This is a genomic window from Actinoplanes sp. NPDC000266, from assembly GCF_042899005.1.
GTDB lineage: Bacteria > Actinomycetota > Actinomycetes > Mycobacteriales > Micromonosporaceae > Actinoplanes.
In genome coordinates this window covers 171,202-192,641 of record NZ_JBIAZI010000001.1, presented here as the reverse complement: position 1 = coordinate 192,641, position 21,440 = coordinate 171,202, and the positions used below count along the sequence as shown (strand labels likewise).

16 protein-coding genes, 1 tRNA gene and 1 pseudogene are annotated in these 21,440 nt (G+C 66.9%); 8 read left to right on the top strand and 10 right to left on the bottom strand.

The window, feature by feature from the left end; translation table 11 throughout:
• Positions 1 to 130: 130 nt before the first annotated feature.
• From ACFY36_RS00855 to ACFY36_RS00830, 6 genes are all read right to left on the bottom strand, one after another.
• Positions 131 to 2,395, bottom strand: a complete 2,265-nt coding sequence (locus tag ACFY36_RS00855) for a hypothetical protein (RefSeq protein WP_499743787.1) — start codon at positions 2,393 to 2,395, stop codon at positions 131 to 133.
• Between the two features lie 87 nt (positions 2,396 to 2,482).
• Positions 2,483 to 4,711, bottom strand: coding sequence for a transglutaminase TgpA family protein (locus ACFY36_RS00850; RefSeq protein ID WP_499743786.1), 2,229 nt, complete (start codon positions 4,709 to 4,711; stop codon positions 2,483 to 2,485).
• 121 nt (positions 4,712 to 4,832) lie between these two features.
• Positions 4,833 to 5,984, bottom strand: coding sequence for a DUF58 domain-containing protein (locus ACFY36_RS00845; protein WP_499743785.1), 1,152 nt, complete (start codon positions 5,982 to 5,984; stop codon positions 4,833 to 4,835).
• Between the two features lie 263 nt (positions 5,985 to 6,247).
• Complete coding sequence (locus ACFY36_RS00840) at positions 6,248 to 7,237, bottom strand: AAA family ATPase (RefSeq protein ID WP_499743784.1); 990 nt, start codon at positions 7,235 to 7,237, stop codon at positions 6,248 to 6,250.
• Between the two features lie 10 nt (positions 7,238 to 7,247).
• Complete coding sequence (locus tag ACFY36_RS00835; protein WP_499744838.1) at positions 7,248 to 9,887, bottom strand: fibronectin type III domain-containing protein; 2,640 nt, start codon at positions 9,885 to 9,887, stop codon at positions 7,248 to 7,250.
• A gap of 109 nt (positions 9,888 to 9,996) precedes the next feature.
• Positions 9,997 to 11,061 carry a fibronectin type III domain-containing protein gene (locus tag ACFY36_RS00830; RefSeq protein WP_499743783.1) on the bottom strand — a complete coding sequence of 355 codons (1,065 nt, stop codon included), beginning with the start codon at positions 11,059 to 11,061 and terminating at the stop codon, positions 9,997 to 9,999.
• 281 nt (positions 11,062 to 11,342) lie between these two features.
• Between ACFY36_RS00830 and ACFY36_RS00825 the strand changes: the two genes are divergently transcribed.
• Positions 11,343 to 11,427 (top strand) — tRNA-Leu (locus tag ACFY36_RS00825).
• Here the strand turns inward: ACFY36_RS00825 and ACFY36_RS00820 are convergent.
• Together ACFY36_RS00820 and ACFY36_RS00815 are read right to left on the bottom strand one after the other, a co-directional pair.
• Positions 11,392 to 12,042 (bottom strand): hypothetical protein, encoded by a 651-nt coding sequence (locus tag ACFY36_RS00820; RefSeq protein ID WP_499744863.1) that lies wholly within the window; start codon positions 12,040 to 12,042, stop codon positions 11,392 to 11,394. The genes ACFY36_RS00825 and ACFY36_RS00820 overlap by 36 nt on opposite strands.
• Before the next feature lie 140 nt (positions 12,043 to 12,182).
• A pseudogene (locus ACFY36_RS00815) lies at positions 12,183 to 12,452 on the bottom strand (recombinase family protein); the annotation flags it as partial.
• Positions 12,453 to 13,027: 575 nt separating this feature from the next.
• Here ACFY36_RS00815 and ACFY36_RS00810 point away from each other — a divergent pair.
• From ACFY36_RS00810 to ACFY36_RS00800, 3 genes are all read left to right on the top strand, one after another.
• Entirely contained in the window at positions 13,028 to 14,347 is a 1,320-nt protein-coding gene (locus ACFY36_RS00810; protein WP_499743782.1) for a hypothetical protein, read from the top strand.
• A gap of 1,015 nt (positions 14,348 to 15,362) precedes the next feature.
• On the top strand, positions 15,363 to 17,210 hold the full coding sequence (locus tag ACFY36_RS00805; protein ID WP_499743781.1) for a hypothetical protein: 1,848 nt from the start codon (positions 15,363 to 15,365) through the stop codon (positions 17,208 to 17,210).
• A 436-nt stretch (positions 17,211 to 17,646) separates the two neighbouring features.
• Complete coding sequence (locus ACFY36_RS00800) at positions 17,647 to 18,126, top strand: hypothetical protein (protein WP_499743780.1); 480 nt, start codon at positions 17,647 to 17,649, stop codon at positions 18,124 to 18,126.
• 19 nt (positions 18,127 to 18,145) lie between these two features.
• Here the strand turns inward: ACFY36_RS00800 and ACFY36_RS00795 are convergent, their stop codons facing one another.
• Positions 18,146 to 18,508, bottom strand: a complete 363-nt coding sequence (locus ACFY36_RS00795) for a hypothetical protein (RefSeq protein WP_499743779.1) — start codon at positions 18,506 to 18,508, stop codon at positions 18,146 to 18,148.
• An 83-nt stretch (positions 18,509 to 18,591) separates the two neighbouring features.
• On the opposite strand from ACFY36_RS00795, the gene ACFY36_RS00790 reads away from it, so the two are divergent.
• Together ACFY36_RS00790 and ACFY36_RS00785 are read left to right on the top strand one after the other, a co-directional pair.
• On the top strand, positions 18,592 to 19,110 hold the full coding sequence (locus ACFY36_RS00790) for a tyrosine-type recombinase/integrase (protein ID WP_499743778.1): 519 nt from the start codon (positions 18,592 to 18,594) through the stop codon (positions 19,108 to 19,110).
• Positions 19,107 to 19,367: a hypothetical protein gene (locus ACFY36_RS00785; protein ID WP_499743777.1), complete on the top strand. Its 261-nt coding sequence runs from the start codon at positions 19,107 to 19,109 to the stop codon at positions 19,365 to 19,367. The genes ACFY36_RS00790 and ACFY36_RS00785 overlap by 4 nt, the downstream gene beginning before the upstream one ends.
• A gap of 21 nt (positions 19,368 to 19,388) precedes the next feature.
• Here the strand turns inward: ACFY36_RS00785 and ACFY36_RS00780 are convergent, their stop codons facing one another.
• Positions 19,389 to 20,381, bottom strand: coding sequence for an NAD-dependent epimerase/dehydratase family protein (locus ACFY36_RS00780; protein ID WP_499743776.1), 993 nt, complete (start codon positions 20,379 to 20,381; stop codon positions 19,389 to 19,391).
• A gap of 124 nt (positions 20,382 to 20,505) precedes the next feature.
• Here ACFY36_RS00780 and ACFY36_RS00775 point away from each other — a divergent pair, with 124 nt between their 5' ends.
• A complete protein-coding gene (locus tag ACFY36_RS00775; RefSeq protein ID WP_499743775.1) occupies positions 20,506 to 21,108 on the top strand; it encodes a TetR/AcrR family transcriptional regulator in 603 nt (200 codons plus the stop codon).
• A 77-nt stretch (positions 21,109 to 21,185) separates the two neighbouring features.
• Positions 21,186 to 21,407: a hypothetical protein gene (locus tag ACFY36_RS00770; protein ID WP_499743774.1), complete on the top strand. Its 222-nt coding sequence runs from the start codon at positions 21,186 to 21,188 to the stop codon at positions 21,405 to 21,407.
• The last annotated feature ends 33 nt before the right edge of the window (positions 21,408 to 21,440 follow it).

Here is a 21,440-nt window from a genome sequence, read left to right as displayed (position 1 = left end):
GGGCGAGCAGCCCCGCGCGGGTCGATGCCGGAATCGCCACCCATCAGCTTTGCGACTCCATCGCAGCGGCCGGGGTGGACGGTTCACCGGAGGCGGCCGCCGCCGGGCATTGCCCGGCGGCGGTACCCGGTCAGGATGTGGCAGTGCGGGAGAGACGGAAGGCGGCGTCCGCGGACGGGCCCTCCAGCACCGCGGTCAGCGGACCGGCCGGCAGCGCGCACGTGACCGTACGCTCCGCAAAGGCTCCCGTACGGCAGTACCGCACGCCGTCGGCGCCGTAGACCGCGAGCCGGGCAGTGCCGTCACCCGCCGTGCGCTGCCAGGCGAACGCCTCCCGAGCGGCGTGCTGATCGGCCGGGATGCGGAAACAGGCGGCGACCCGGTCGTTGCCCGTGCGAGCGTCCGCGCCGTCGGTCCCGGCGGGTAGCTCCGGGCAGTCGGGCGAGCCGTCGACGCGGGCGAACGCCGTGGTGAAAGCGCCCGGCGCGTCGCCCTGATCCTGCTCGACGACGACGGTGTACGGGCCGGGCTTGTCGAGCGCGCAGCTGTACTGGGTCAGCGTGGACGAGTCACACATGTACTCCCCGTCGGCGTCGAGCAGATGTGCGTCGGGAGCCAATCCGTCGGTCGGCCGCAGCTGAGCCAGCCGCGCGCCCTGCGGCAGGTCGAGCCGGCGGCACAGCACCTGCCCGGCCGCCGTGAACTGGGCGTGCCACGGGGCACCGGTCAGGCCGTCGGTGGCCACGGCCGGGCAACCGGCCGGCTCGGCCGGCAGGAACGAGGTGACGTACGTGAAGTCGTTGTCGATGACCGACGTGGTGACTCCGCCGTTCAGCACGAACGTGTACCGGCCGGCCGGCAGGCCGCCCGCGTTCACCTTGCGGCCGGTGCCGTCGTACAACTGCCCGTACGTCTGCTGGTTCTCACCGTCGAAGGCCCGGACGGTGTAGGCGCCCGGCTCGGTCACGACCAGCGTCCGGCACCGGATCGGCCCGGCCGCTCCCGCGGGCGGCTCGTTGTAGGCGCCTGGCCGCACGACCGGGCAGCCGGCGGGCTGGGAGAGCCGGCGCACCTGCAGCTTGTAGGTCTGCTCGCTCTGATCGGCGTTCCAGTTGTCGAGATAGGAGACGACCCGGTAGGTGCCGGTGGCCGGCAGGACGCAACCGTCTTCGTCGTCGAGGCCGGGGCAGACCTCGGCACCGGTGCTGTCGACGATCGTCTTGCGCGCCTCGTTGTAACTCGTCGCGGCGGCGTACGCGATGACCCGGTCGCCCGCATCGGCCCGGAACGGGTGGCAGTTGGTCTGCACGGCCGAGGTCTGCTTGACGACCAGGGCGTCCGCGGCCCACGTCAGCCCGGTCGCGGCCGAACAACCCACGTTCCGCATCAGGGCGGGCAGTGCGATCTGGAAGCTGATCGGGTTCCAGTCCTGGCTCTCCGAGATGACCGTGTAGTCACCGGCCGCGGGCACGGCACACGGCTCCCGGCCCCACTTCGAGCAGATCGGCTGCCCCGCGTCGTCGTACACCGTCCAGGCAATGCTCTGGGCGTTGAAGACGCGCACCCCGAGCGTGCCGGGTGCGGCCACGTGCGTCTTGTGGCAGGCGATGTCCTCCTGCTGCGGCAGAGAGCCCGACCCCGCGTACGCGGTGGGATCGCCGAACGGCGCGGTCCGCAGCACCTGGCAGCCGGCCGCGTCCGAGATACGCGACATCCGCAGGGTGTACGGAGTCTCGGCGCCGTAGTACTCGGCCAGGTTCAGCCGGTAGGGGCCGGTGCCGGTGAGCGTGCAGTACTGGGCGTACCGGATCTGGCAGACCGGCTGCAGATCGGCGTCGAGGATGTCGCCCTGGATGTCGCCGTTGCCCTTGGGCGACCAGAGGCGCAGCACGCTGCCGGCCGGCTGGTTGAACCGGAAGCAGTCGCCGGGCGCGCCGGCCGGCAGCGAGCCGGCCTGCCCGGTCGACGTGAACGCGAAGAACGAGGCGGGCAGGGTCGTGCAGGCCGACGGCGACTTGAGCGACTGCACGCCGAGCGTGTAGTCACCCGTTCCGCCGAAGTAGAGCGACACGATGACCTTGTAGGTGCCGGCGCCCTTGAGCTGGCACCGGCCGGCATCCGACTGGATGGTGCAGATGTCGGCGCCGTTCGGGCCGGAGACCCGGGCCTGGGCCGACTCGCCGCTCCCGCGGGTCAGCATGGTGTACAGAACGTCGTTCGCCCGTGGAACGGTGACGAAGTAGACGTGCTCCTGGCTGCCGCTGATCGACTCACAGCCGGCGATCGCGCCGATGGCCAGGGTGCCGCCGCAGGAATCGGCCGCGGAGGCGGGCGTGCTCGTCAAAGTGGTGGCGGCGAGAACCGCCGCCAAGAGGGACAGTAAGAATTTTCTCATGGGGACTCCCCGTACCGGCCCGGGATTCCGGGCCGGCAGAGCATAGAGCATCCACGATGGACGGCCGGCGTCGGCGACCGTCGCCGCTCACGTCCGGCGGCTCCATCGCAGCGGGCCGGGATGGACGCTCCACCACACACGCCGCCACCAGGAGCGGCGGGCTCGCAGCGCGGCCGCGTAGGCGACAGCCTGCCCACCGGCGCGGGCGGCCTGAGCGTCGTCGGCCGATCCGGGTGCGAAACCGACCGTGTTGATGCCTGCGACCAGGTCGTCGAGGGGCGGCAGGTCCTCGCTCGGCTCGGACCCGGGAACGGCGCGTCTCAAGCTTTTGCGCGCCGGTTCCGGCTTCAGGGCGTACGCAGCCGCTTCGGTGGCCGCGAGATGGGCGGGGATCGGGCGGCCCGCCAGTCGCAGCGCGTCGGTGAACTCCGACCAAGCGCCGGCGATCCGGTCGTCGGGGGTGCCGGCGGCCAGCCGATGCCGGCGCCGGGACCGGCGCATCACCGCGATCGCCCCGGCCGCGGCGACCAGCAGGACCAGCACCGACGCGGAGGCGCCCCCGGCCACCACCGCCGCCGGCGGGCCCTCACCCGGCGGGGCGGCCAGCAGGGTCGGGGCGGCCGAGCTCGGCGGCGTCTCGGACGGCGCCGGTGGCTGCGAGGGCGGGGTGGACGGCGGGGTCGGCTTCGGCAGGAAGTCCTCCTCGACCGGCCGCGGGTCCTTGCTCTTGGGCATCGGGTCGAACGCCACCCAGCCCAGCCCTTCGAACAGCACTTCCGGCCAGGCGATGGCGTTACCGGCGGTGACCGTGCCGCCGGCGGCCGGCGCGTCGAAGCCGACGACCACCCGGCTCGGCAGCCCGGCGATCCGGGCCAGCAGCGCGAACGACGCCGCGAACTGCTCCGAGGTGCCGACCTGCCCGCCCTGCTGGCGCGGCCCGAAGAGGAAGAACTTGAGGTTCGGGTAGGCGTGCCCGCTCGGCGCGTCCGCGACCCGCCGATAGTGCTCGGCGATGAACTCCTGGATCGCCATCGCGCGGTCGTACGCCGCCCCGTTGTCCTCGGCCAGCTGATCGGCCAGCCGCTGGATCTCGGGCGGCACGTCGGCCCCGACGGTCAGATAGCGCGCGACCGCGTCACCGGACGGCGTCTCGGCCGTCGGCAGCAGGTTCAGATCGGGCGCCTGCAGCTCGGACGTGACCGAATATGTCAATCCCGTGGTGAGCCCTTCGGGCCGGATCAGCGTGCCCGTCGCCGCGTCGAAGGCGACCCGCGCCCCCGACACTTCGGTCGGCGCCGGCACGACGGGCAGGAGCCGCCCGGCGAGCCCGTCGATCGTGACGTCTTGGCGTACCACCGAAATGTCGGTGTCAGCGGGCCGCGGCAGCTGCGGAAGCACCCGCCCGGCATTGCGATAGGTAGCGCCGACGCGCCAGGTCACGCCGTCGTAGTCGGGCAGCACGGCCAGCCGCAGCCGAACGACCTTGCCCTTGGCCCCGTTCGCCGGGGAGACCCGCAGCAGCGGATCTTTCGGCCGCAGCGCCCATCCGGAGATCCGGTTGAGCGGGCTCTCGTCGAGGCTGTCCACCTGCGGTGGCTCGACGTAGCGGCGCGGATCGACCGGCGTGGCGCCCACCCGCCCACCGACCCACGGCCCGACGGTGGCGACAAGTCCGAGAACGATCACCAACCCCACCGCCGCTCCGGCCCGCCCCCGCACCGCCTTCCCCTCGGCCATCCGGGGCTGATCGGCACCGCGCGCGCTGGCGGCCAGCGCCACCACGGCAAGCCCCGCGAAGACCAGGGTCGTCCACCGGGCGGTGTCCGCGTTCGGCCCGACGACGTACAGCGCTCCGGCGTAAAGCGCGACCGCCGGCAGCAGCCCGAGCAGCACACGCCCGCCGCGCACCGCGATTTCGGCCCCCGCCAGCCCCGCCAGCCAGGCCGCGATCACCGGCACGACAACAGTGTCCGGCGTGGCCTCCACCGGAATCAGGGCCGTGAGCAGCCGCGGAATCCCGTTCACCAGCGACTCGCGCACGATGTCGGGCAGCTCCCCCGCCGTCTCGGCCCGAACCGCAGCGATCTTCAAGGCCACGAGGGTGTACGCCGCCAGCAGCACCGCCGACAGCGGAGCCACCACCCAGTTCGGCAGCCGCCGAACCGCCAGCCCGACCCCGACGGAGCCGGCCGCCGCCCCCGCGACAAGCTGCACCAGAAGCGCCCCGGCGAAGATCCGCCCCAGCACCACTCCCGACAGCGTCACCATCCCGGCCAGCGCCACCGCAACGATCCCCGCCCGCACCCACCTGCTCATGCGCGCACCCCGCCGCAAAAACCCGCGCGGCCGTTCCTCTCCCCCAGCCCGCGCTTCACCATCCGCGAACCCCGCCCCGGGCGGCGCTTCACGATCCCGGAACCCCGCCCCGGGCGGCGTTTCACCATCCCCGAACCCCGTCCCAGGCGGCGGCGAACTCGGCGCCATCGGCGGCGTCGATGACGATCAGGCCGTCGCCGGCGGAGACGGGCGCGCCGTCCCGGTCACCGAGGAGCCCGGCCAGCACCACCGCGTACGGACCCCGCAATCCACTCACCGAGCCGAGGTCGCCGCGCCCACCCGGACCGGTCAGAAAGACCAGCGTGTCCCCGAGCCGCTGGGAACGCATCCGCCGCAGCGTCGCCGCCAGATCACCTTCGCGAAGCGTCGCCTCGGTCAGCACATCCAGATAGGGCCCGGTCGTCACCTCACTCACCAGATGCAGGCTGACCGGCAGATCCTCACGAACCGCGGCCGCCACGATCGACGCCGCCGCCTCGCACGCCGCCTCGAACGACTCGGCCACCCCGTCGCGCACCTCCGGATGCGCCACCGCCCGATCGTCGAGCAGCACCACGATCGTCGGCTCCGACGTGTCGAGCTGCTCGCGCACCATCAGCTCGCCCACTTTGGCGCTGCTCCGCCAGTGCACCCGCCGCATCTCATCACCGATCACGTATTCGCGCAGCGTGTCGAACGTGATCGTCCCTTGAGGCACCTTGTCGATGCGCCCATCAAGGCTGCGCGCCATCCCCGCCGGCACCGCCCGCAACAGGTGGATCCGGGGATGGACCCAGACATGAGCGATTCCGCCGTACGTCCTCGAAAGCGTCACCAGCGCAAGCGGATCCCCCCGCGTGACGCGCAAAGGCCCGACCGGCACAACCCCACGACGGCTGGTCGGCACGGGATAGTCCACGGTCGTGTCCCGCCCCGGCCGCAGGCGCAACAACGGCACAGGCACCGCCCCACCACCACAGCGATCGCTGGCGATCAGATTGGCCGCCCGCACCCGGCTGGCGTTCCGGACGGTCAACGTCATCCGAGCCGCTTCACCGCGAGCCACCCGATCCGGATCGGCCGCCCGCTCAACCCCGAGCTTCGGCCGCCACAACGCAAACCCGACCGCACAGACAAGGGCGACGACCCCGGCCGCCCCGAGCAGAGCCAGATCCGGATACCCGTACCGGAACCCCACCGCGATCAGCCCCGCCGCCGCGACAATGAGCCCCGCACCCCGGCCAGTGACCCCGGTCCGGCGCCAGCGCCGCAAGACAGCCGCCGCAGCAGCTTCGCCCGAACCACCCGGGTTCCTCGCGGCGCCCACATTGCCCGCCCCACCCGAACCGCCCGCGCCACCCGAACGGCCCGTGCTGGCCGAACGGCCCGTGCTGGCCGAACGGCCCGTGCTGGCCGAACGGCCCGTGCTGGCCGAACGGCCCGTGCTGGCCGCACTGCCAGTGCTGGCGGGGCCGCCGCCGGTCGGCGGAGCGCTGCCGACCGGCAGCGGCGGCTCACCGGCGGCGGGGGCGCTGGTCACGCCCCGGCCGCGACGCGGGTGGTGTCGGGCAGCGGCACCGGCACCGACCGGACCGCGTCGTCCAGCACCTCGGCCGCGGTCACCCCGCGCAACTGCGCGTCGGCCGACAGCAGCACGCGATGTGCGAAGACCGGCCCGAGCAGCGTCTTGAGATCTTCCGGAAGTACGAACCCCCGGCCGTGGATCAGCGCGTACGCGCACGCCGCCCGCGTCAGCGCGATCACCCCACGAGGGCTGACCCCCACGCGAACCTGAGGGTGGTTGCGGGTCGCCGCGGCCAGCCGCACCGCGTACGTGTAAAGCGGATCCGCGATGTGCACATGCGTAGCCATGCGCACCATCTCCCCGATCGTCGCCGTGTCCGTGACCGGCTCCAGCGCGTCCGGCGACCGCAGCGCCGCCCCGCGCAGCACCTCCACCTCGACCTCTTCGCTCGGGTAGCCCACCGACAGCTTGACCAGGAACCGGTCGAGCTGCGCTTCCGGCAGCCGGTACGTCCCGTCCATCTCGACCGGGTTCTGCGTCGCCACCACCAGGAACGGCTGCGGCACCGGATGCGGCACGCCGTCCACCGTGACCCGGCGCTCCTCCATCACCTCCAGCAGCGACGACTGCGTCTTGGGCGACGCCCGGTTGATCTCGTCGGCGATCACGATGTTGGCGAACACCGGCCCCGGATGGAACTCGAACCCGCGGCTGGCCTGGTTGAAGATCGTCACCCCGGAGACGTCGGACGGCAGCAGATCGGGCGTGAACTGGATGCGCCGCCACTGCCCCTGCACCGACGCCGCCAGCGCCCGGGCCAGCGTCGTCTTGCCGACCCCGGGCACGTCTTCGAGCAGCACGTGCCCTTGGGCGAACAGCGCCGTCAGCGCCAGCTCGACCACGTCCGGCTTGCCCAGCACGACCGCGCCGATCCGTTCGGCGAGCGCGGCCGCGACCTGGGCGAAGCCCTGGATGTGCTGCGGCGGAAGGGGTTCAGTCACTTTTGTTACCTCAGCAGTTGGGCAGGTCGTTCAGGTCGTCCCCACCGTCGAGGTTGAGCCACGCCCACGGGATGTAGTTCTTGCCGCTGTAGTTGACCTGGACCCACCAGGTGCTGCGCTTCTCGTTGTTGTAGATGTAGGCGTAGACCTCTTCACCGTTCTTCTTGCAGTACGCCTGCAGCCGCGTCCCCGGTTTGGCCCAGCCGACCTGGGTGCCCTGCTGCGATGTGCCCTTGAAGATCTCGTTGCCGTTGCGCCCGTCGACGTCCTTGTCGCAGTACGTCGCCGTCTCGCCCTTCTCACCGTTCTTGCACGTCGCCGTGCCGTACAGGTTCGCGGTCGTCTTGGTCGATTTCGCCTGGACCGTGCCCGCCGCGTTCGACGCCGTGACCGTGAACGTGTAGGACGTGCTCGGTTTGAGCCCGCTCACCTTCAGGCTGGAGCAGCTGCCCTTCGCGGTCGCCCCGCCGGTCGCCGCCACCGAGCAGCTCGCCGTGCCACCGCCCGCGTCCACGCTGAACGCCACCGTGGCCGCGTTGAACGTCGAGCTCACCCCGGTCACCGTCACCTTCGGCGACGCCACCGTCCGCGCGGTGGCCGTGCCCGGCTCACTCTCGCCGGCCTCGTTGACCGCCCGCACCTCGACCGCGACGTTGACACCCGACTCGAAACCAGTCAGCGTCGTGGCCGTACCCGCCGTGACGTCGGTGGTCTTGCCGCCCGCCGCGACCACGTACTTGGTGATTGTCCGCCCGTTGTCCACCGACGGCTGCCACGCCACCGAGATCGACCCGGCCTGGTCGCCGACCGTCGCCGCGTCGACGCCTTCCGGTTTGCCCGGCGCCGTGAACGGCACCACGCTGCCGCTGACCGGCGACGCCTTCGACCCGGCGCCGCGCTCGTTGACCGAGACGACCGTGAACGCGTACTGCTTGCCGTACTCGAGCTGTCCGCTCTTGATCGTCAGTGTCGGCTCGGCGGTGTCGCCGATCGGCGCGCTGCCGCCCTCGGAGATCGCCGTGACCGTGTAGCGCCGGATCTCGAGCCCCTGCCCGTTCGCGGGCGGCCAGCTCACCAGGACCGAGCCGTCCGGTTTGGCCTCGGCGGTCACCGCGGTCGGCGCGTCCGGCACCTCGGAGGTCGGTTTCACGGCATTGCTCGTACGGGCCGGCCCGGCGCCCTTCTTGTTGACGGCGCTCACGGTGAACGAGTAGGTCTGCCCGTTCACCAGCCCCGGTATGGTCAGCGCCCGCTGGTCGGCGCCAACCTGGAAGGTACGCCCGGAGCCCACCACCACGTACTTGAAGATCGCGGCCCCGTTGTCCTGCGCGGCCTGCCACGTCACCCGCGCCTCGGCGTTGCCCGCCGCCGCCCGCACGTTCTTCGGCGCGCCCGGCTTGGTCACCACTGGTTTCTTGGGCTTGGGCGGCGGAGGCGGGGCCTGCGGCGGTGTCTGCGGCGGGTCGCCACCGAGCACGTCGTCGGCGTACTTGTCGACCGTACGAACCGTGTGCTGGTTGTCGACGACCCGCGCCGCCTGCGAGCCCGGCGCGTTGATGAACAGGTAGCCCTCGCGGACCTCCAGCTCCAGCGGCCCACCCGGGTTGGCGAAGCTGATGTCCTTCTGCCGCGCGCCGGCCGAGTCGAACACGTGCACCGACCCGTCGGCGTCGGCCACGTAGAAGTAGCCCTGCCAGGCCACCGCCGGCTGCAGGTTCTCACCGTCACCGGGCACCGCGAAGTCACTGCGCAGTTTGTCGTCGCCCACCACGTACACATGCCGGTCGCCCGGCACCGTCACCGGCACCTGCTTGCCCTCGGTGTGCGGCGGCAGCGTGCCCGGCCCGGCCAGCGGCAACGTCACCGGTTTCGGCTTCGCCTGCCCCTCGCGGACCGTGCTCAGCGCGTTCGTCGTCCGGTTGAGCACCGCGACCCCGTCGTCGAGCGTGGACAACACGAGATCATGGCTCGGCCCTGCGACGGATTCCGTCCGTTCCTTGCGTGGGCCCCCTTGTTCAGGCCCTTCCGACGACATCGCGGCCGGGGTGATCGCCGTGACCGTGCCCTCGCTGGGCGAGGCGATCCACAGCTTGCCCTTGCCGTCGAACACACCGCCCGCGATGCCCGGCGGGAACTGCAACGGCTGGCCCACCTGCCCCAGCGTCTTCGGCTCGAGCTGCTGCACCCGCCCCTGCACGGTGTCGATCACGAAGACCGAGTCCTCGTGCAGCGCGACGCGCACCCCGATGCCGGAGCTGGTCGAGTCGTCCCAGAACTTCTCCAGGGTCGTCAGATCCATCGACCCGATCGCGCCGGTGTTGACGTCGCGCAGGATCACGAAGCGATCGTTCTGCACGATCTGCACCTGATGACCGCGCGCTTGAGGCACGTCGACCCGCGTGTCCACCTTGGCCGTGACGCCGTTGACCCGCGCCACCTCACCCTTGGCCCGGCTCCACACCCACGAGGCCGCGTCGAAGCTGGCCACGGCTTGATCGGCCGACCCGAGCCCGAGCACGGTGAGCCCGAGCCCACCGGCCAGACTCAGCACAGTGGCCATCGTGACCAGGTAGCCACGGCGTCGCCACCGTCGCTTCGGTTGATCCTCGCTGGTCACTGCCACTACCTCCCCGTCGGCCGTCACATTCATGGCGGTCAAGAACGGAGGCCATCATAGGGGGATCGGCGTAGCGCTTGGTACCCATTGTGGATAAGTCCCGTAGCGCTCAGTGATCAAGCTCTCGGAGAGTGATCACGATCTATCGCGGAGTAGCCGTGGCCCGCGCCGTACACGCCTGCGGCGACGTGGCGAACTGATCGTTCCGATACACCGCCACCACCGCGAAGCAGTAGTTCAGCTCCCCGTTCAACCCCGACATCTCAAAGGACGTCTGCCCAGGTCCCAGCGTCGAAACCGGCTTCAGTTCCTGCCCCGGACGCCCCATGGTGACCATGAAGGACACCGACCCGCCGGACGGATCGGCCCACGTGACAGTGATCGCACTACCGCCGTCCCGCAGACGTACATCAGAAGGAGCCGCCCCACCCAGAGTTGGCACATCCGGATCCCCAGCAGGTTCACCCGTCCGATTGGCCAGCACGAACACCAGCGCCGCCACCGCGATCAGAGCAGCCAGCACCGCGGCGATGGCCGCGAAGATCCCAAGACCTTTCTTCCCGTACGCCGGCGAAGCAGCACCCTGTGGATAACCAGCACCCGCAGCCGCCCCGCCGGCATAGAAAGAAGGCGGCGCTTCCACAGCCGCCCGCTGAGGCACGTACGGCGCCTGCGGCGCAACAGCCGGCTGCGCGATCGTCGGCTCCTCGGCCTGGCTCCACCTCTGTTGCGGGATCCGGGCCCCATCCTCGGGCGCCCACGTCCGCTGGTTGGCCGGCGACGGCGGTTGCACCATCGGCAGCGCCGTAGTCGGCTCCTCCACCACCGGCGCGACCACCGCCACCGGCTCCGCCGCTTGCGGCTGCTCCGGCCCGAGATAGCCCCGCGCCCGCGCCACCGCCGGATGCCCTTCCCCAAGCACCCCCGGCCCAAGCTCAGCCACCCGCATGAAGGCCTTCCGGGCTTCATGCCGGTTCCCCAGCTCTTCCGCGACCACCCCGATGTCATGCGAGATCCGCAACATCAGCGGATCAGAATCCCCAAGCCTCCAGAGCCCGGACGCGTACGTCTCCTCCAGCACCCGCCGAGCCGCCATAGGGTCATCCACAAGCTGAAGAATCGTCCCGAGTTCATACGCAGTGAGCAGAACATCCGGATCGTCCTCAGCCAGGTTAACTTTCCCCAGCTCCACAGCTTTCTCGAGCACACCCCGGGCCCCAGCGAGATCCCCCGCCCCCGCCAGTTCTTGCGCACGCCGCCGAGCGGGACCGAGAGGAGAGGCCTGAGACACGCAGCCATGCTGCCCGTTCCGCCCACCAACCGCCAGACCACCCCTTTTAACCAGGTCATATGCCCCGCAATGTCCCCCCTCCCACCCCTGGAGAACCCCCACCACAGCACCGTGTACAGTTCTCTCCTGTGCGGCTCGCCGGGCCGCCGATCCCGACTGCAAAGTCGGCGAAGGCAACCGGTAAGCTAAACATGCAGGTCCGGGTGGCGGAATGGCAGACGCGCTAGCTTGAGGTGCTAGTGCCCTTTATCGGGCGTGGGGGTTCAAGTCCCCCTCCGGACACATATCAAAGACACGAAGATCGGCCGGGGTGACAACCTCGGCCATCAGTGTTTCTGGGCCAGGTTGGTAGGTCATCCGCAGCCCGAGCCTGCTGTACAGCTCAGCGCGGTCACGCGGGTCGGCGTCGCGGAGCACAGCCAGAAGGTCGTTGAACGCCTCCGCGATAGCGTCGAGCTGGCTGGCGGTCTTCCGCTGGGGTGGTGCATCGGTGAGGCCGAGCCGAACCTGAGCGGCTTTCTTAATCGCTGTAGTTTCTGCGATCCAGCCGGCGATGAGCGCCGGGTCGCCGCCCGCGTCGAGGGTGGCCCGGTATCCGTTGATTTTCCTGTCAGCGTCGGCGATGGTCTGGCGCAGCTTCTCGGCCTCGCCGGTGTCGCCGTACGCGGCGAGCGCAGCGCGATGCTGAGCGTCAGCCACGCGGCGGAGGTTGTCGGCCAGATTGCGCCCGGTCAGTTCTTGGCGAAGGAACTCGTCGACTGGGCGGATGATCGCGTCCTCGCGCAGATAGAGCGCCGGCGGGTGGCTGATCTGACGCTGGCGGACGAAATCACGGCTCGCGGTGCAGCGGTAGTACAGGCGTCCATGGTTGGGGTACCGACCATCTTTCGTTCGCACAGACCGCAGGTGATCAGGCCGCGGAACAGGTAGGGCTTGCCGGTGTGGCGAGGTGCCTTGCCGGTGTCGCTGTTGGTACCACGCTTCTTGATCGTCTGCTGGACGCGTTCGTAGAGGTCAGTGCTGATCAGTGGCTCGTGTGATTCGGTGCGCGACCAGACCCACTGGCTCGGGTCGTTCCAGCGGTGCCGGTTCTCGTGGCCCAGCGCGACATCGTCCACGTCGATTAGGACCTCGTCCGTACGCGCTCGGTTCCATACCTGGCGGCCGGTGTAGCGCGGGTTAAGCAGGATGGCGCGGACCGCGGTCGTCTCCCACACCTGCGTCTGACGATGGGGGTTCCGCGCACGGTCGTACGCGGAGGGGCACGAGATGCCGTCCTGTGTGAGGCCCCGCGCGACTGAGGTCATACCGCGCCCGGAGGTGTACTCAGCGAAGATCCGCTTCACGACAGGAGCGGTGACCGGATCCGATTCGAGCCGGTGTAGGCGCGTGCCCTGGGCGGCCTTGGCGGGGTTCGGGTGCGGGCCGGCGTACCAATGCGTGAGCGACCTGGATACCGTCTGCCGCAGCTTCTCGCTATACCAGAGGCATCGGGACCGGTGCGCAGCGACCCGCACGAAGACCAGTCACGGTGGACTTTGGCAGGAGCCCATCAGAGAGCAGGCACCACAATAAGCACGACAGCTCCTACCTTCGGCATGCCGGCACGAACCTACGGTCTGGCGAAGCATGCCTGCCCCGTTTCGACGGACACCTCGCCCGTCGAAACAGGGGTCCAGCGCAGAATTGAACCACAGACCCCGCGGCCTTCCGAATTGAGCACTGCGGTACGTCGTGTCGCTAGTATGCGAACCACGGAAGAACGAGCCATCACCTGAGGCCAACGACCCAAAGGGGTGTAATGTCTGCTAACCAGCCAGCGCGGGCTAACCCAGACCTGCCCTTCGCACAGGTCGCCACAAGAGCACACGTCGCAGCGTCAATGGACGCTATTGAGCAACTGTGCAGCATCCTGACTACCTCGGACATCGACAAGGAAAGCAAGCCGCAATATATTCGATTCGCGCACTTCGAGCATGGACACTTCTTAAATGGCAGGCTGCACGGGTTTGCAGTCCTGGGCACGGAAGGAAAATCCGCACCACATCCACGCGTAAAGCTCGACCGAACCACTGAACAACGCATAGAAGAGAGATGGAACGACCGCGGCTTGACAGAATATTTGTCGACCGCGAAAGCACAAGTTGGCACAGAGTTGCGGTCCGTCAACGCAGCGTCTAGAGAAGATCCGTTCAACTACGCCGTGGTAATTAATTCTTCAGTCGAGCAACAGATAGAGGTTTGCTTAAATGCGATAGAGAGCACGCTCTCGCGGGCGAAGGTCGCTGCGAAATTCCTGAAAAATAGCGATATGGCTACATTGAATCACGACATCCAGCAGTCCGACACCGCCACCCAAAAACACACTGCAGAATCGGTGCGCATGTTCGGGTGGCAGGCGACGGCAAAGAGACTGAAACAAAGAGCCGAAGCCGCCAGCACACCGCTAGTTGTAACGTTCGGCAATCCCATATTCGACGTTTCCGATCTAGCAATACGCACACCGGTCCTGCGCCGTGTATATAATGAAATGCCATCAGTTCGTCGCGCTATCGATGTAGTTGCAACTTTGCTAAGCAGAGGACTTACCCTGCGCGGGAATGCAAGTGACACTAACATGCGTAAAATCCTTGACATGCTAGACATCGGAGCCTTACGGAACTACCTAGCTCATCTCGCGCGTGACGCCTTCGTCTGCGGTAACGGCTACCTATCTTTCAGCGATGCACCCGACGTAGACATTCGGCTCCTGAAGCCTGAAAATACGCGACTTTGCGACGATCCCTCTTACGCGATTAACCTGACGTCTGGTGAGCGCGTACGGGTCCTCCACATCACTGGTGCCACTCAGCTGAATAGCAGATATGGCGTCAGCCAGCTAGAGCCTCTCGTCGCTATAGTCGGCCAGCATGACATCTTAATGTCGCAGTTGTACCTCGCAGATGCGTCTTCAATTGCCCCGTCAGCGCCAACCGAAGCGAAGGATTGGGCGGCACGCAGCACGTCTCCGATAGAAGCAATGGCAGCAGACGCTCGCTCGAAGGTCAGCGTCCTGCTCGGGGAAGTAACCAACTCTTTTGCAGATCCACCACAAGACCTATATTTTTCTGGTCTCGAACGAATGAGCGATTCGTCACCCCTCTTCATTATGAGCGAAAACCAATCAGATAACCCCACGGGAGGTACCTTTGAGGCAAAGTAGGGAAAGGTCATTTCGGTCACGATCAGACATTCCTGCAGTTGTGCTAGGCAGTGCATCCATTCGAACCCGCATCTTCTACATCAAACTACGGGTTGTAAACTCAAGATTTGTTGATGCTACTGGACGCGCAGCGAACGATGTGTCGACCTTCCTTGCAGACTCATTGGTCATCAGTATTGCCAATTTGATCAATAGGCTGCCGCGCCGCGAGCAACGCCGTGCGCGTTCTAACAAAGCACACTTTTCCACGCCGGAAATTCCGAAAACCGAACCCATAATGCGAAATTCTGGCGCCGGCTTTGTTATCACAGACAAGCGAATGGTTGACGTCAGTCCGCCTTCGGCCGGTCCTACTGCGCGCAAGAAGCGGAACGCGACCTTCTGGCTTTTTGGTGCGGATTGGGTTGCAGGTTTTGTCGCTCGGCATAGTTCACTAACCGCGCATAGTTACAACGGTTCCACTCGGAGCCTCGGGGTAGACATTCGCACGAGAGCAGAAGTGAGGGTCGCAATCATCGCACGACCGTGCGATGATTGCGACGGACTCATCTCATTGGCTAGTAGAGAAGGCGACCCCTGGAGAGCTGCGGCACACACAGCACTGGTGCGCCACGCTACAAACAATAGCGCCCTGGCGACTACGGTTTTTAATGGTCTAGCGCTTGACAGTCCAGCCGCTATTGGCAAAGAAAAGACTCAAACACTTCTGAGGCTGGTAGGTCCTGTATCGGGTGGGCTTCCGTTAGATTCGGCCCGATTGATACTAGATCGCCTATTTAAGCTGAGCGACCTATCTGTTGATCCCTACGAAGACAGCTCGCTCTCACTCTTAGCAAGAGCAGCGGCGGTTGAACTATTAGTCAACAGAGCAGATCTCGTCGATGCGGCAATACAGCTAGTCACGTCTAGAGCAGGCACCCGCTACGTCGAAGGACGGGCAACTCTAGTCGCGACGGCATCTCGCAGTTCACTGAGAGGTTACGAAGTGTTGCCGCAGCTTGCGAGGGCGGCGGGAATGCACCAAGCAAAACTAGATAAATTGGCAAGCACCTTCGACGCGGTAATTTCGAGAGAAAGTAAAGAGAGGCCGACAGTACTTGGAATCGGCCGAGTTCGCACATTTGTTATTTGGCTCAACCGTCGCGTATTGCCACCCGCAGGCACATTATTCGCCCTCGCGTCGTGCGCGTTCTGGACCTACTCCCATTCCTGGAACGCTCCACCAGTTCAGCCAGAGATACAGGACGGTATCGCGTCGCTAGCTGCTGTGATTACGGTGAACGTCTTCACCGTCCAACTCTCCACGACGCGCTTGCCCGGTTTCATGGCAAGAGCTGCAGGGCATCCCTGGCAACTGACCGTCGCATATGTTTCAAGTTTTCTCGTCCTGATTTCCTCCTTCAAATTGACGACAGATGGACGTCTCAGCGCCGCCTTCTCCTGGCTCTCGCTAGCCGCCGTTGTCGTATTCGGTGTGTCGTTGCTGCTAGCAGTGTTGCGCTGGATCGGACGAACGAACGCAGCCGAGGCTGCCAAGGATTTTACCTCGCTGAGGCAGTCGCGTTTCGCAACGTTCGGTCGCAGACTTGGCCGCCGCCAGGCCGCAGCAATGGAGATGAGCGAGGCACTCGACTCTATACCAATTGTAGTGAAGACGATCGACCAAGTGCTCGGTGAAAGATCCGCGGGTATTGAGCAGAAGGTGCGCGGTTTCTTCATGCTTTCTCGTCGACACCTAAGGAGACTGCTGGAACAAAAAGAATTTGAACAAGGGACTAGAGTTCGTATCGCATCCGGCCTTGGGACGCTCAAAGACGCGCAGGAGGAAGTAATAAACCTGGTGCCTGGAAGAAACCAAGTCGTGAGATCCAGGCTATTCCGCTTGGCACGGAAAGTAGTTAAGATTCACGGCCCTGGGAATGCAGATTTCGTCTCTTCGTCACTTGTGTCCATGATTTCCTTGTCCAACAAATTGGCCGAAAGCGGCGAGACGGGCGCAGCAAGGAGCGTTAGTCTTTGCGCAGTTCGTTTAATGCAGATTCATTCCTCTGCGGCACGCAGAGCCCGACGGCGTGCCGCACAACGCCAGGCGTGGCGGGCGGCCGCCTTTGAGGCAGTTCAGACGGATGGAAGAACCGTCGCCTCAGGAGCCGCAAAGTCCAGGAGTCGCGATTCCGCGATCGTTCCGATGGATCCCGCGCTGAAAGAACTAGTCGACATCGGTGTGAGTTCCTCAGTAGGCGCAGACACGCGCGTGTCCGAGTTGGGTCTGCTACTCATAGACACGTTGCTTCGCAGCACAGGTAAGGCAGAAGCGGTCGGCGAGATGCTGCTACACAAACTTCCAGCTCCAACTTCGGAGCATATTGCTGCGAAGTCAACGGAAATTGCTTGGCGGATAGGAGTTCATGCACTTAAGCATGATCATAGGATATTGTGGCAAAACGTACTTGAATGGCTTGAGCGAGCGGCTGAAGAGTCCAAGCAGGCCGCGCGTCCAGTGATGATAGCCGGCGCACTTGTGGCCGCTTCATGCCGTTTCGATGCCGACTTGAGTCATATTGGAATAGAGGCTTTCGTCAAGCTTACTGCCGGCCAGCCGGATGAGCCTCCTTCGGTGGAAGGCCTCTGGCATATTGGCGCATCAGCGTTGTCCGCCGGCAATCCCTCCGTGGCTGTTATTGCGGCTCGGGCAATACATTCTAGGCGGCAGTCCGATCTGCTATATATGCTCGACGAACCCGACAGACTGTCAAATGCAAAGTTCCGCGCGGACTTGCGTGGAGGCTACCTAGGCGACCTAGGGACGGAAGCACTCGTGGCGTTTGCGAGATACCCAAAAGAGCTCGATGGATTGGTTTAGTTGGCAGTCGTCGGGCCGCGATTTAGTGAGGCTCTCTTCGGACCGTTTTTCCGGCACGCTGGGCGCCTCGGCGGCAGCGCGTGCGACTCTGCCGCAGTAGTATTGTGCGGTGAACGGGGTCGAGCAGGGCTGAATGTAACGAGAGTCTACCTCAACGCTTTCATCGGCGTCGCCGCCGTCGCGGCAAAGTGGGCGGGTCTCGGCGTTCAGTTCCTAGGCAACATCAACACAACCGACGAATTTTCGTACCGTCACATTGTGCAGCATAGATCTCGGCCAACAATCACCGTGTGAATATCTCCCGCGTTGGGCTCCGGACACAACCTCATCGCATCCGTGCGTTATTCAACGTACTGGTGGTCAGGCATGCCTGACCACGCTGCCACGCATCAGTGGCATGGTCAAAATCAGTCACACCGCTGCGGCGGTGGCTGCCGTGACCGAGCTGAATCCGGCGGTCATCCAGCCGGTCATCCCCACCCGCAGCAGCCCTGAGGCGCCCCGCTGGAACCAACGCGGCGCCCTGGCCGCTCGCCCTCCCCTGCCCTTGCTGAAGCTGTCGACAAAACGGGTCGGCACAGCCATCTACGGCCTGAGCACCCTGGACGCCGGCGGCCGCATCGCCGACAAGGCGCTCATCGCCGCGCTGGGGTGGGAGGCGAACCAGCGGCTCGAGATCCGGGTCAGCCGAGGGCTGGTCGCCATCTACGCCGACAACCGCGGCATCTTCCAGGTGACGGCCCGCCGGTTCCTGTATCTACCGCTCGCCGCACGGCGCTGGTGCGACCTGTCCGCGGGTAGCCGCGTGCTGCTCGCCGGCCACCCGGACGGTGGTCTGTTGCTGGCGCATCCGCCCGTCGTTCTCGACGAGGTCGTCGCTCAGGTTTTCGATTCGGCGTGGGGAGCTGAGGGTTGATGGGTGAGTCGTCTCTCGATCAGTCCACCGTCGAGGCCGCACGAATGCTGTTGGAGCGCATGGGTATCTCTCCCAGCGATCTGGTGGCCGGCGCTCCGGTCCGTCCCACGGCGCCGACGTTCGCCGAGTATGTGCCCATTGTCTCAGCGTCGATCTCGGCCGGCTTGCTGAAGGCGTACGGGACGTACTGGAACCGGGCCGTCGAGCGCTGGGGTGATCGGCGTATCGACCAGATCAACCCGTCGGAGATCCGCACGTTGATCGCCGACGTCAAAGCGAACCGGGTCCAGCGGCGTAACGGCCGTGGTGGGCGCAGCGCGGAAAGGCACGTCATCTCCGCGTTGCGGTGCCTGTATCGGCGGGCCACCGCGGATGGCTTCATGACCGAGGCAGAGAATTCCCGCGCTCAAGGTCGCGAAGCCCAAGCGTCTTTCGTCGACCCGGCGCGCGCTTCCAGACAGTCGTTTGTCGGAGATCTACGAGGTCGCGGTCAGCAGCGGGGACGATCCGGAGCTCGACGGTCTGCTGATCAGGTTGCATGTCGAGACCGCATGCCGCAGTGGCGGGGCGCTGGCGATACGCCCGGTAGATCTCGATGAGGAGCAGCGCTTGGTCCTGTCGCGGGAGAAGGGTGGGACGTTCCGGTGGCAGCCGGTGTCTCCGACGCTGATGGGTTACCTGCACGCGCATGCCGTCGAACGGAAGGCCCCACCGACCGCACAGCTACTGCGATACCGCAACGGTGAGCCGATCACGTACCGGCGCTGCGACCATCTGTGGGTCCGACTCGGCGTCCGGCATCCCTGGGTGGCGACGCAGCAGATCAGCGCGCACTGGCTACGGCACACGACAATCACCTGGGTGGAGCGTAACTTCGGTTACGCGGTTGCGCGCGCTTACGCCGGCCATGCCGAGACGACCGGCAGCGACGTCGGCGCGACAGCGGGATACGTGAAGCCGACACCGTCACCGCCTCCCGAATGATCTTCCGTTCGCCGGGCGCCGGGGTGGCGAGCACAGTGCTGCGCATACGGCAGCAACTCACCGGCGTCAACGAGAAGGTTAATGGGCAGGACGCCGTGCTGACCCGTCGAGCCGGCCAGGCGACCCTATCGGTGGACCTCACCGCCTGGAACGCCACCCTGCAGGTCACCGTCGGCGGCGGTGGCACCATGAGCGACGCCGATCTCCTCCGGTACGCCGCCGGCGTCCACGTCCTCAGCCGCTCCGATCCGGAATGAGCGTCGCCGTCATCCGGTGGCTCAGCTCCGCGCCTCGGCCATCCGGCGGAGACCGTCCTCCACGGTGACCTCCGGCTTGTAGCCCAGCCGCGTCCGGGCGCGGGTGATGTCGTAGACGCGGTCGCGGCCGACGAACGAGATCATCCACTGGGTCAGCGGCGGCGCGGTGGCGCTGCGGCGGGCCTTGGCCACGGTCTCCATCATCGTGGCCAGGGGCGAGGCGACCGCTCGCGGAACACTGTTGGCGCCGCTCACGTCGATGCCGCGGGTGGCGAGCAGCGGGGTGAGGAATTCCCGTACGGGCCGGGGGCTGTCGTCGGTGACGTAGCAGATCAGGCCGTGCTCGCCCCGGGTCAACGCCAGGGCGGCGGCCTGGGCGAGGTTGTCCGCGTGCACGAAGTCGACCCGGTGCTTGCCACCGTCGATCCACGAGAACCGGCCGGACTCGACAGCCGTGATGAACCCTTGAAGGGTGTGGGTCATGCCCTGCCCCCAGATGAAGGGCGGCCGGATGATCACCAGAGCCGTCCGGCCGCGCGGCATCGAGAGCAACTCCCGCTCGGTGCGGAGCTTGACCCGACTGTACGCGATGTTCGGCCGGCCGGGATCCGTGTCCTCGTCCACGACGTCGTCGTGATTGCTGCCGGTGGAGACGCTGGCCGCCGACACCAGCACGAACCGCCGGACCCCAGCGGTCACCGCGGCCTCGTACAGGGCGCGGGTGGGCACCAGGTTGCGATCGACGAACACCTGGTCGGAGCCCCAGAACTCCATGAAGGCGGCCGCGTGCACCACGGCGTCGGCCCGGTCGAGAGCACCGAGCCACACCGGCCGGCGGCCGGCCCCGGTCAGGTCGGACAGATCGCCGCGGACCGGGAGCCCTCCGGCGGCGCCGATCGCCCCGGCCGCCTCGTCGGACCTGGCGAGAGCGTGCACGGTGTGCCCCTCCGCGACCAGCCGGCGCAGGATCGCGCCTCCGGCGAAGCCGGAGCCGCCGGTGAGAAAGATGTTCATGGTTCCTCCGGGGAACGAAGTCAGATGACGCTGTCACCTCAAAGAGTAGGGCGCTGAGATGACAGCGTCAACCCATTCGGATGACGCTGTCATCACGGCGGAGGCCGGCGGATAGGATGCCGTCATGATCCGTGCGGAGACCGCCGCCGCGACCCGTCAGGCCCTGCTCGACGCGGCGGCCGAGCTGCTTGACCACGGCGGGCTCGAGGCCGTCACCCTGCGAGCGGTGGGCGCGCGGGCCGGCGTCACCCGCGGCGCCCCCTACCGGCACTTCGCCGACAAGGAGAGCCTGCTCGTCGCGGTCGGCACTCGATCGTGGGACGAGCTCGGCGATCGGGTCAGCGCCGTCCGTACCGATGCGAGCCTGGCCCCGGTGGAGAAGCTGCGCGCGCTGCTGAGCGCCTTCATCGACGTGGCCCGCCGCCAGCCGCATCTCTACCGCTTGATGTTCAGCCGGCCGCCCGGCGATCCGACCGCGCTGGCCCGGGCGGCTCAGCGCTCCCAGGATGAGTCCCTGGCGATCGTCGCCGAGATGGCCGGCGAACAGGACGCCCGGCGGTACGCGGCATTGCTGCTCGCCGGCGCCGACGGCATCGCCAACCTGGAGCTCACCGGCCAGTTCGAGACCGACAAGTGGCGCACCTCGGCCGACGAGCTCATCGACACCCTCGTCACCATGATCGCCCGGGAAACCCGCGAGCCGACGGCAGTTCCCGCGCCGGAATGAAGCCGCCGCGGAAGTTCTCAGGCGCTTCCACGTCAACGCTGGATCATCGCTGACCCGAGAAGCCCTGGAGCTGAACCATGCTGTCCACCGACCCGCACGCGAAGCTGTTCGAGCGCGTCTACAGCCCGACGCTGAGCGGCCAAGGCCCCGCCCCGCTGGACGAGGCGATCACCGAGCCGTTCGTCGCCCACACCGCCGGGCACGCCCCGATCGGCGGGCCCGGCCGGCTCGCCGAGCACTGGGAGGCCGTCACCGAGGAGGCCGTTTGGGACGCCTTCTGGAGTTCACCGGCCGGCTGACCGCTCAGGTTCGGGGCTCCCCGCCCGATCAGG

What these genes read in the sequence shown, in the direction of transcription:
- ACFY36_RS00855 (WP_499743787.1), bottom strand. Translation starts at nt 2,395, where the DNA reads ATGAGAAAATTCTTACTGTCCCTCTTGGCGGCGGTTCTCGCCGCCACC.
- ACFY36_RS00850 (WP_499743786.1), bottom strand. Translation starts at nt 4,711, where the DNA reads ATGAGCAGGTGGGTGCGGGCGGGGATCGTTGCGGTGGCGCTGGCCGGG.
- ACFY36_RS00835 (WP_499744838.1), bottom strand. Translation starts at nt 9,887, where the DNA reads ATGAATGTGACGGCCGACGGGGAGGTAGTGGCAGTGACCAGCGAGGAT.
- ACFY36_RS00810 (WP_499743782.1), top strand. Translation starts at nt 13,028, where the DNA reads ATGGACGCTATTGAGCAACTGTGCAGCATCCTGACTACCTCGGACATC.
- ACFY36_RS00805 (WP_499743781.1), top strand. Translation starts at nt 15,363, where the DNA reads ATGCACCAAGCAAAACTAGATAAATTGGCAAGCACCTTCGACGCGGTA.
- ACFY36_RS00795 (WP_499743779.1), bottom strand. Translation starts at nt 18,508, where the DNA reads ATGAAGCCATCCGCGGTGGCCCGCCGATACAGGCACCGCAACGCGGAG.
- ACFY36_RS00785 (WP_499743777.1), top strand. Translation starts at nt 19,107, where the DNA reads ATGATCTTCCGTTCGCCGGGCGCCGGGGTGGCGAGCACAGTGCTGCGC.
- ACFY36_RS00780 (WP_499743776.1), bottom strand. Translation starts at nt 20,381, where the DNA reads ATGAACATCTTTCTCACCGGCGGCTCCGGCTTCGCCGGAGGCGCGATC.
- ACFY36_RS00775 (WP_499743775.1), top strand. Translation starts at nt 20,506, where the DNA reads ATGATCCGTGCGGAGACCGCCGCCGCGACCCGTCAGGCCCTGCTCGAC.
- ACFY36_RS00770 (WP_499743774.1), top strand. Translation starts at nt 21,186, where the DNA reads ATGCTGTCCACCGACCCGCACGCGAAGCTGTTCGAGCGCGTCTACAGC.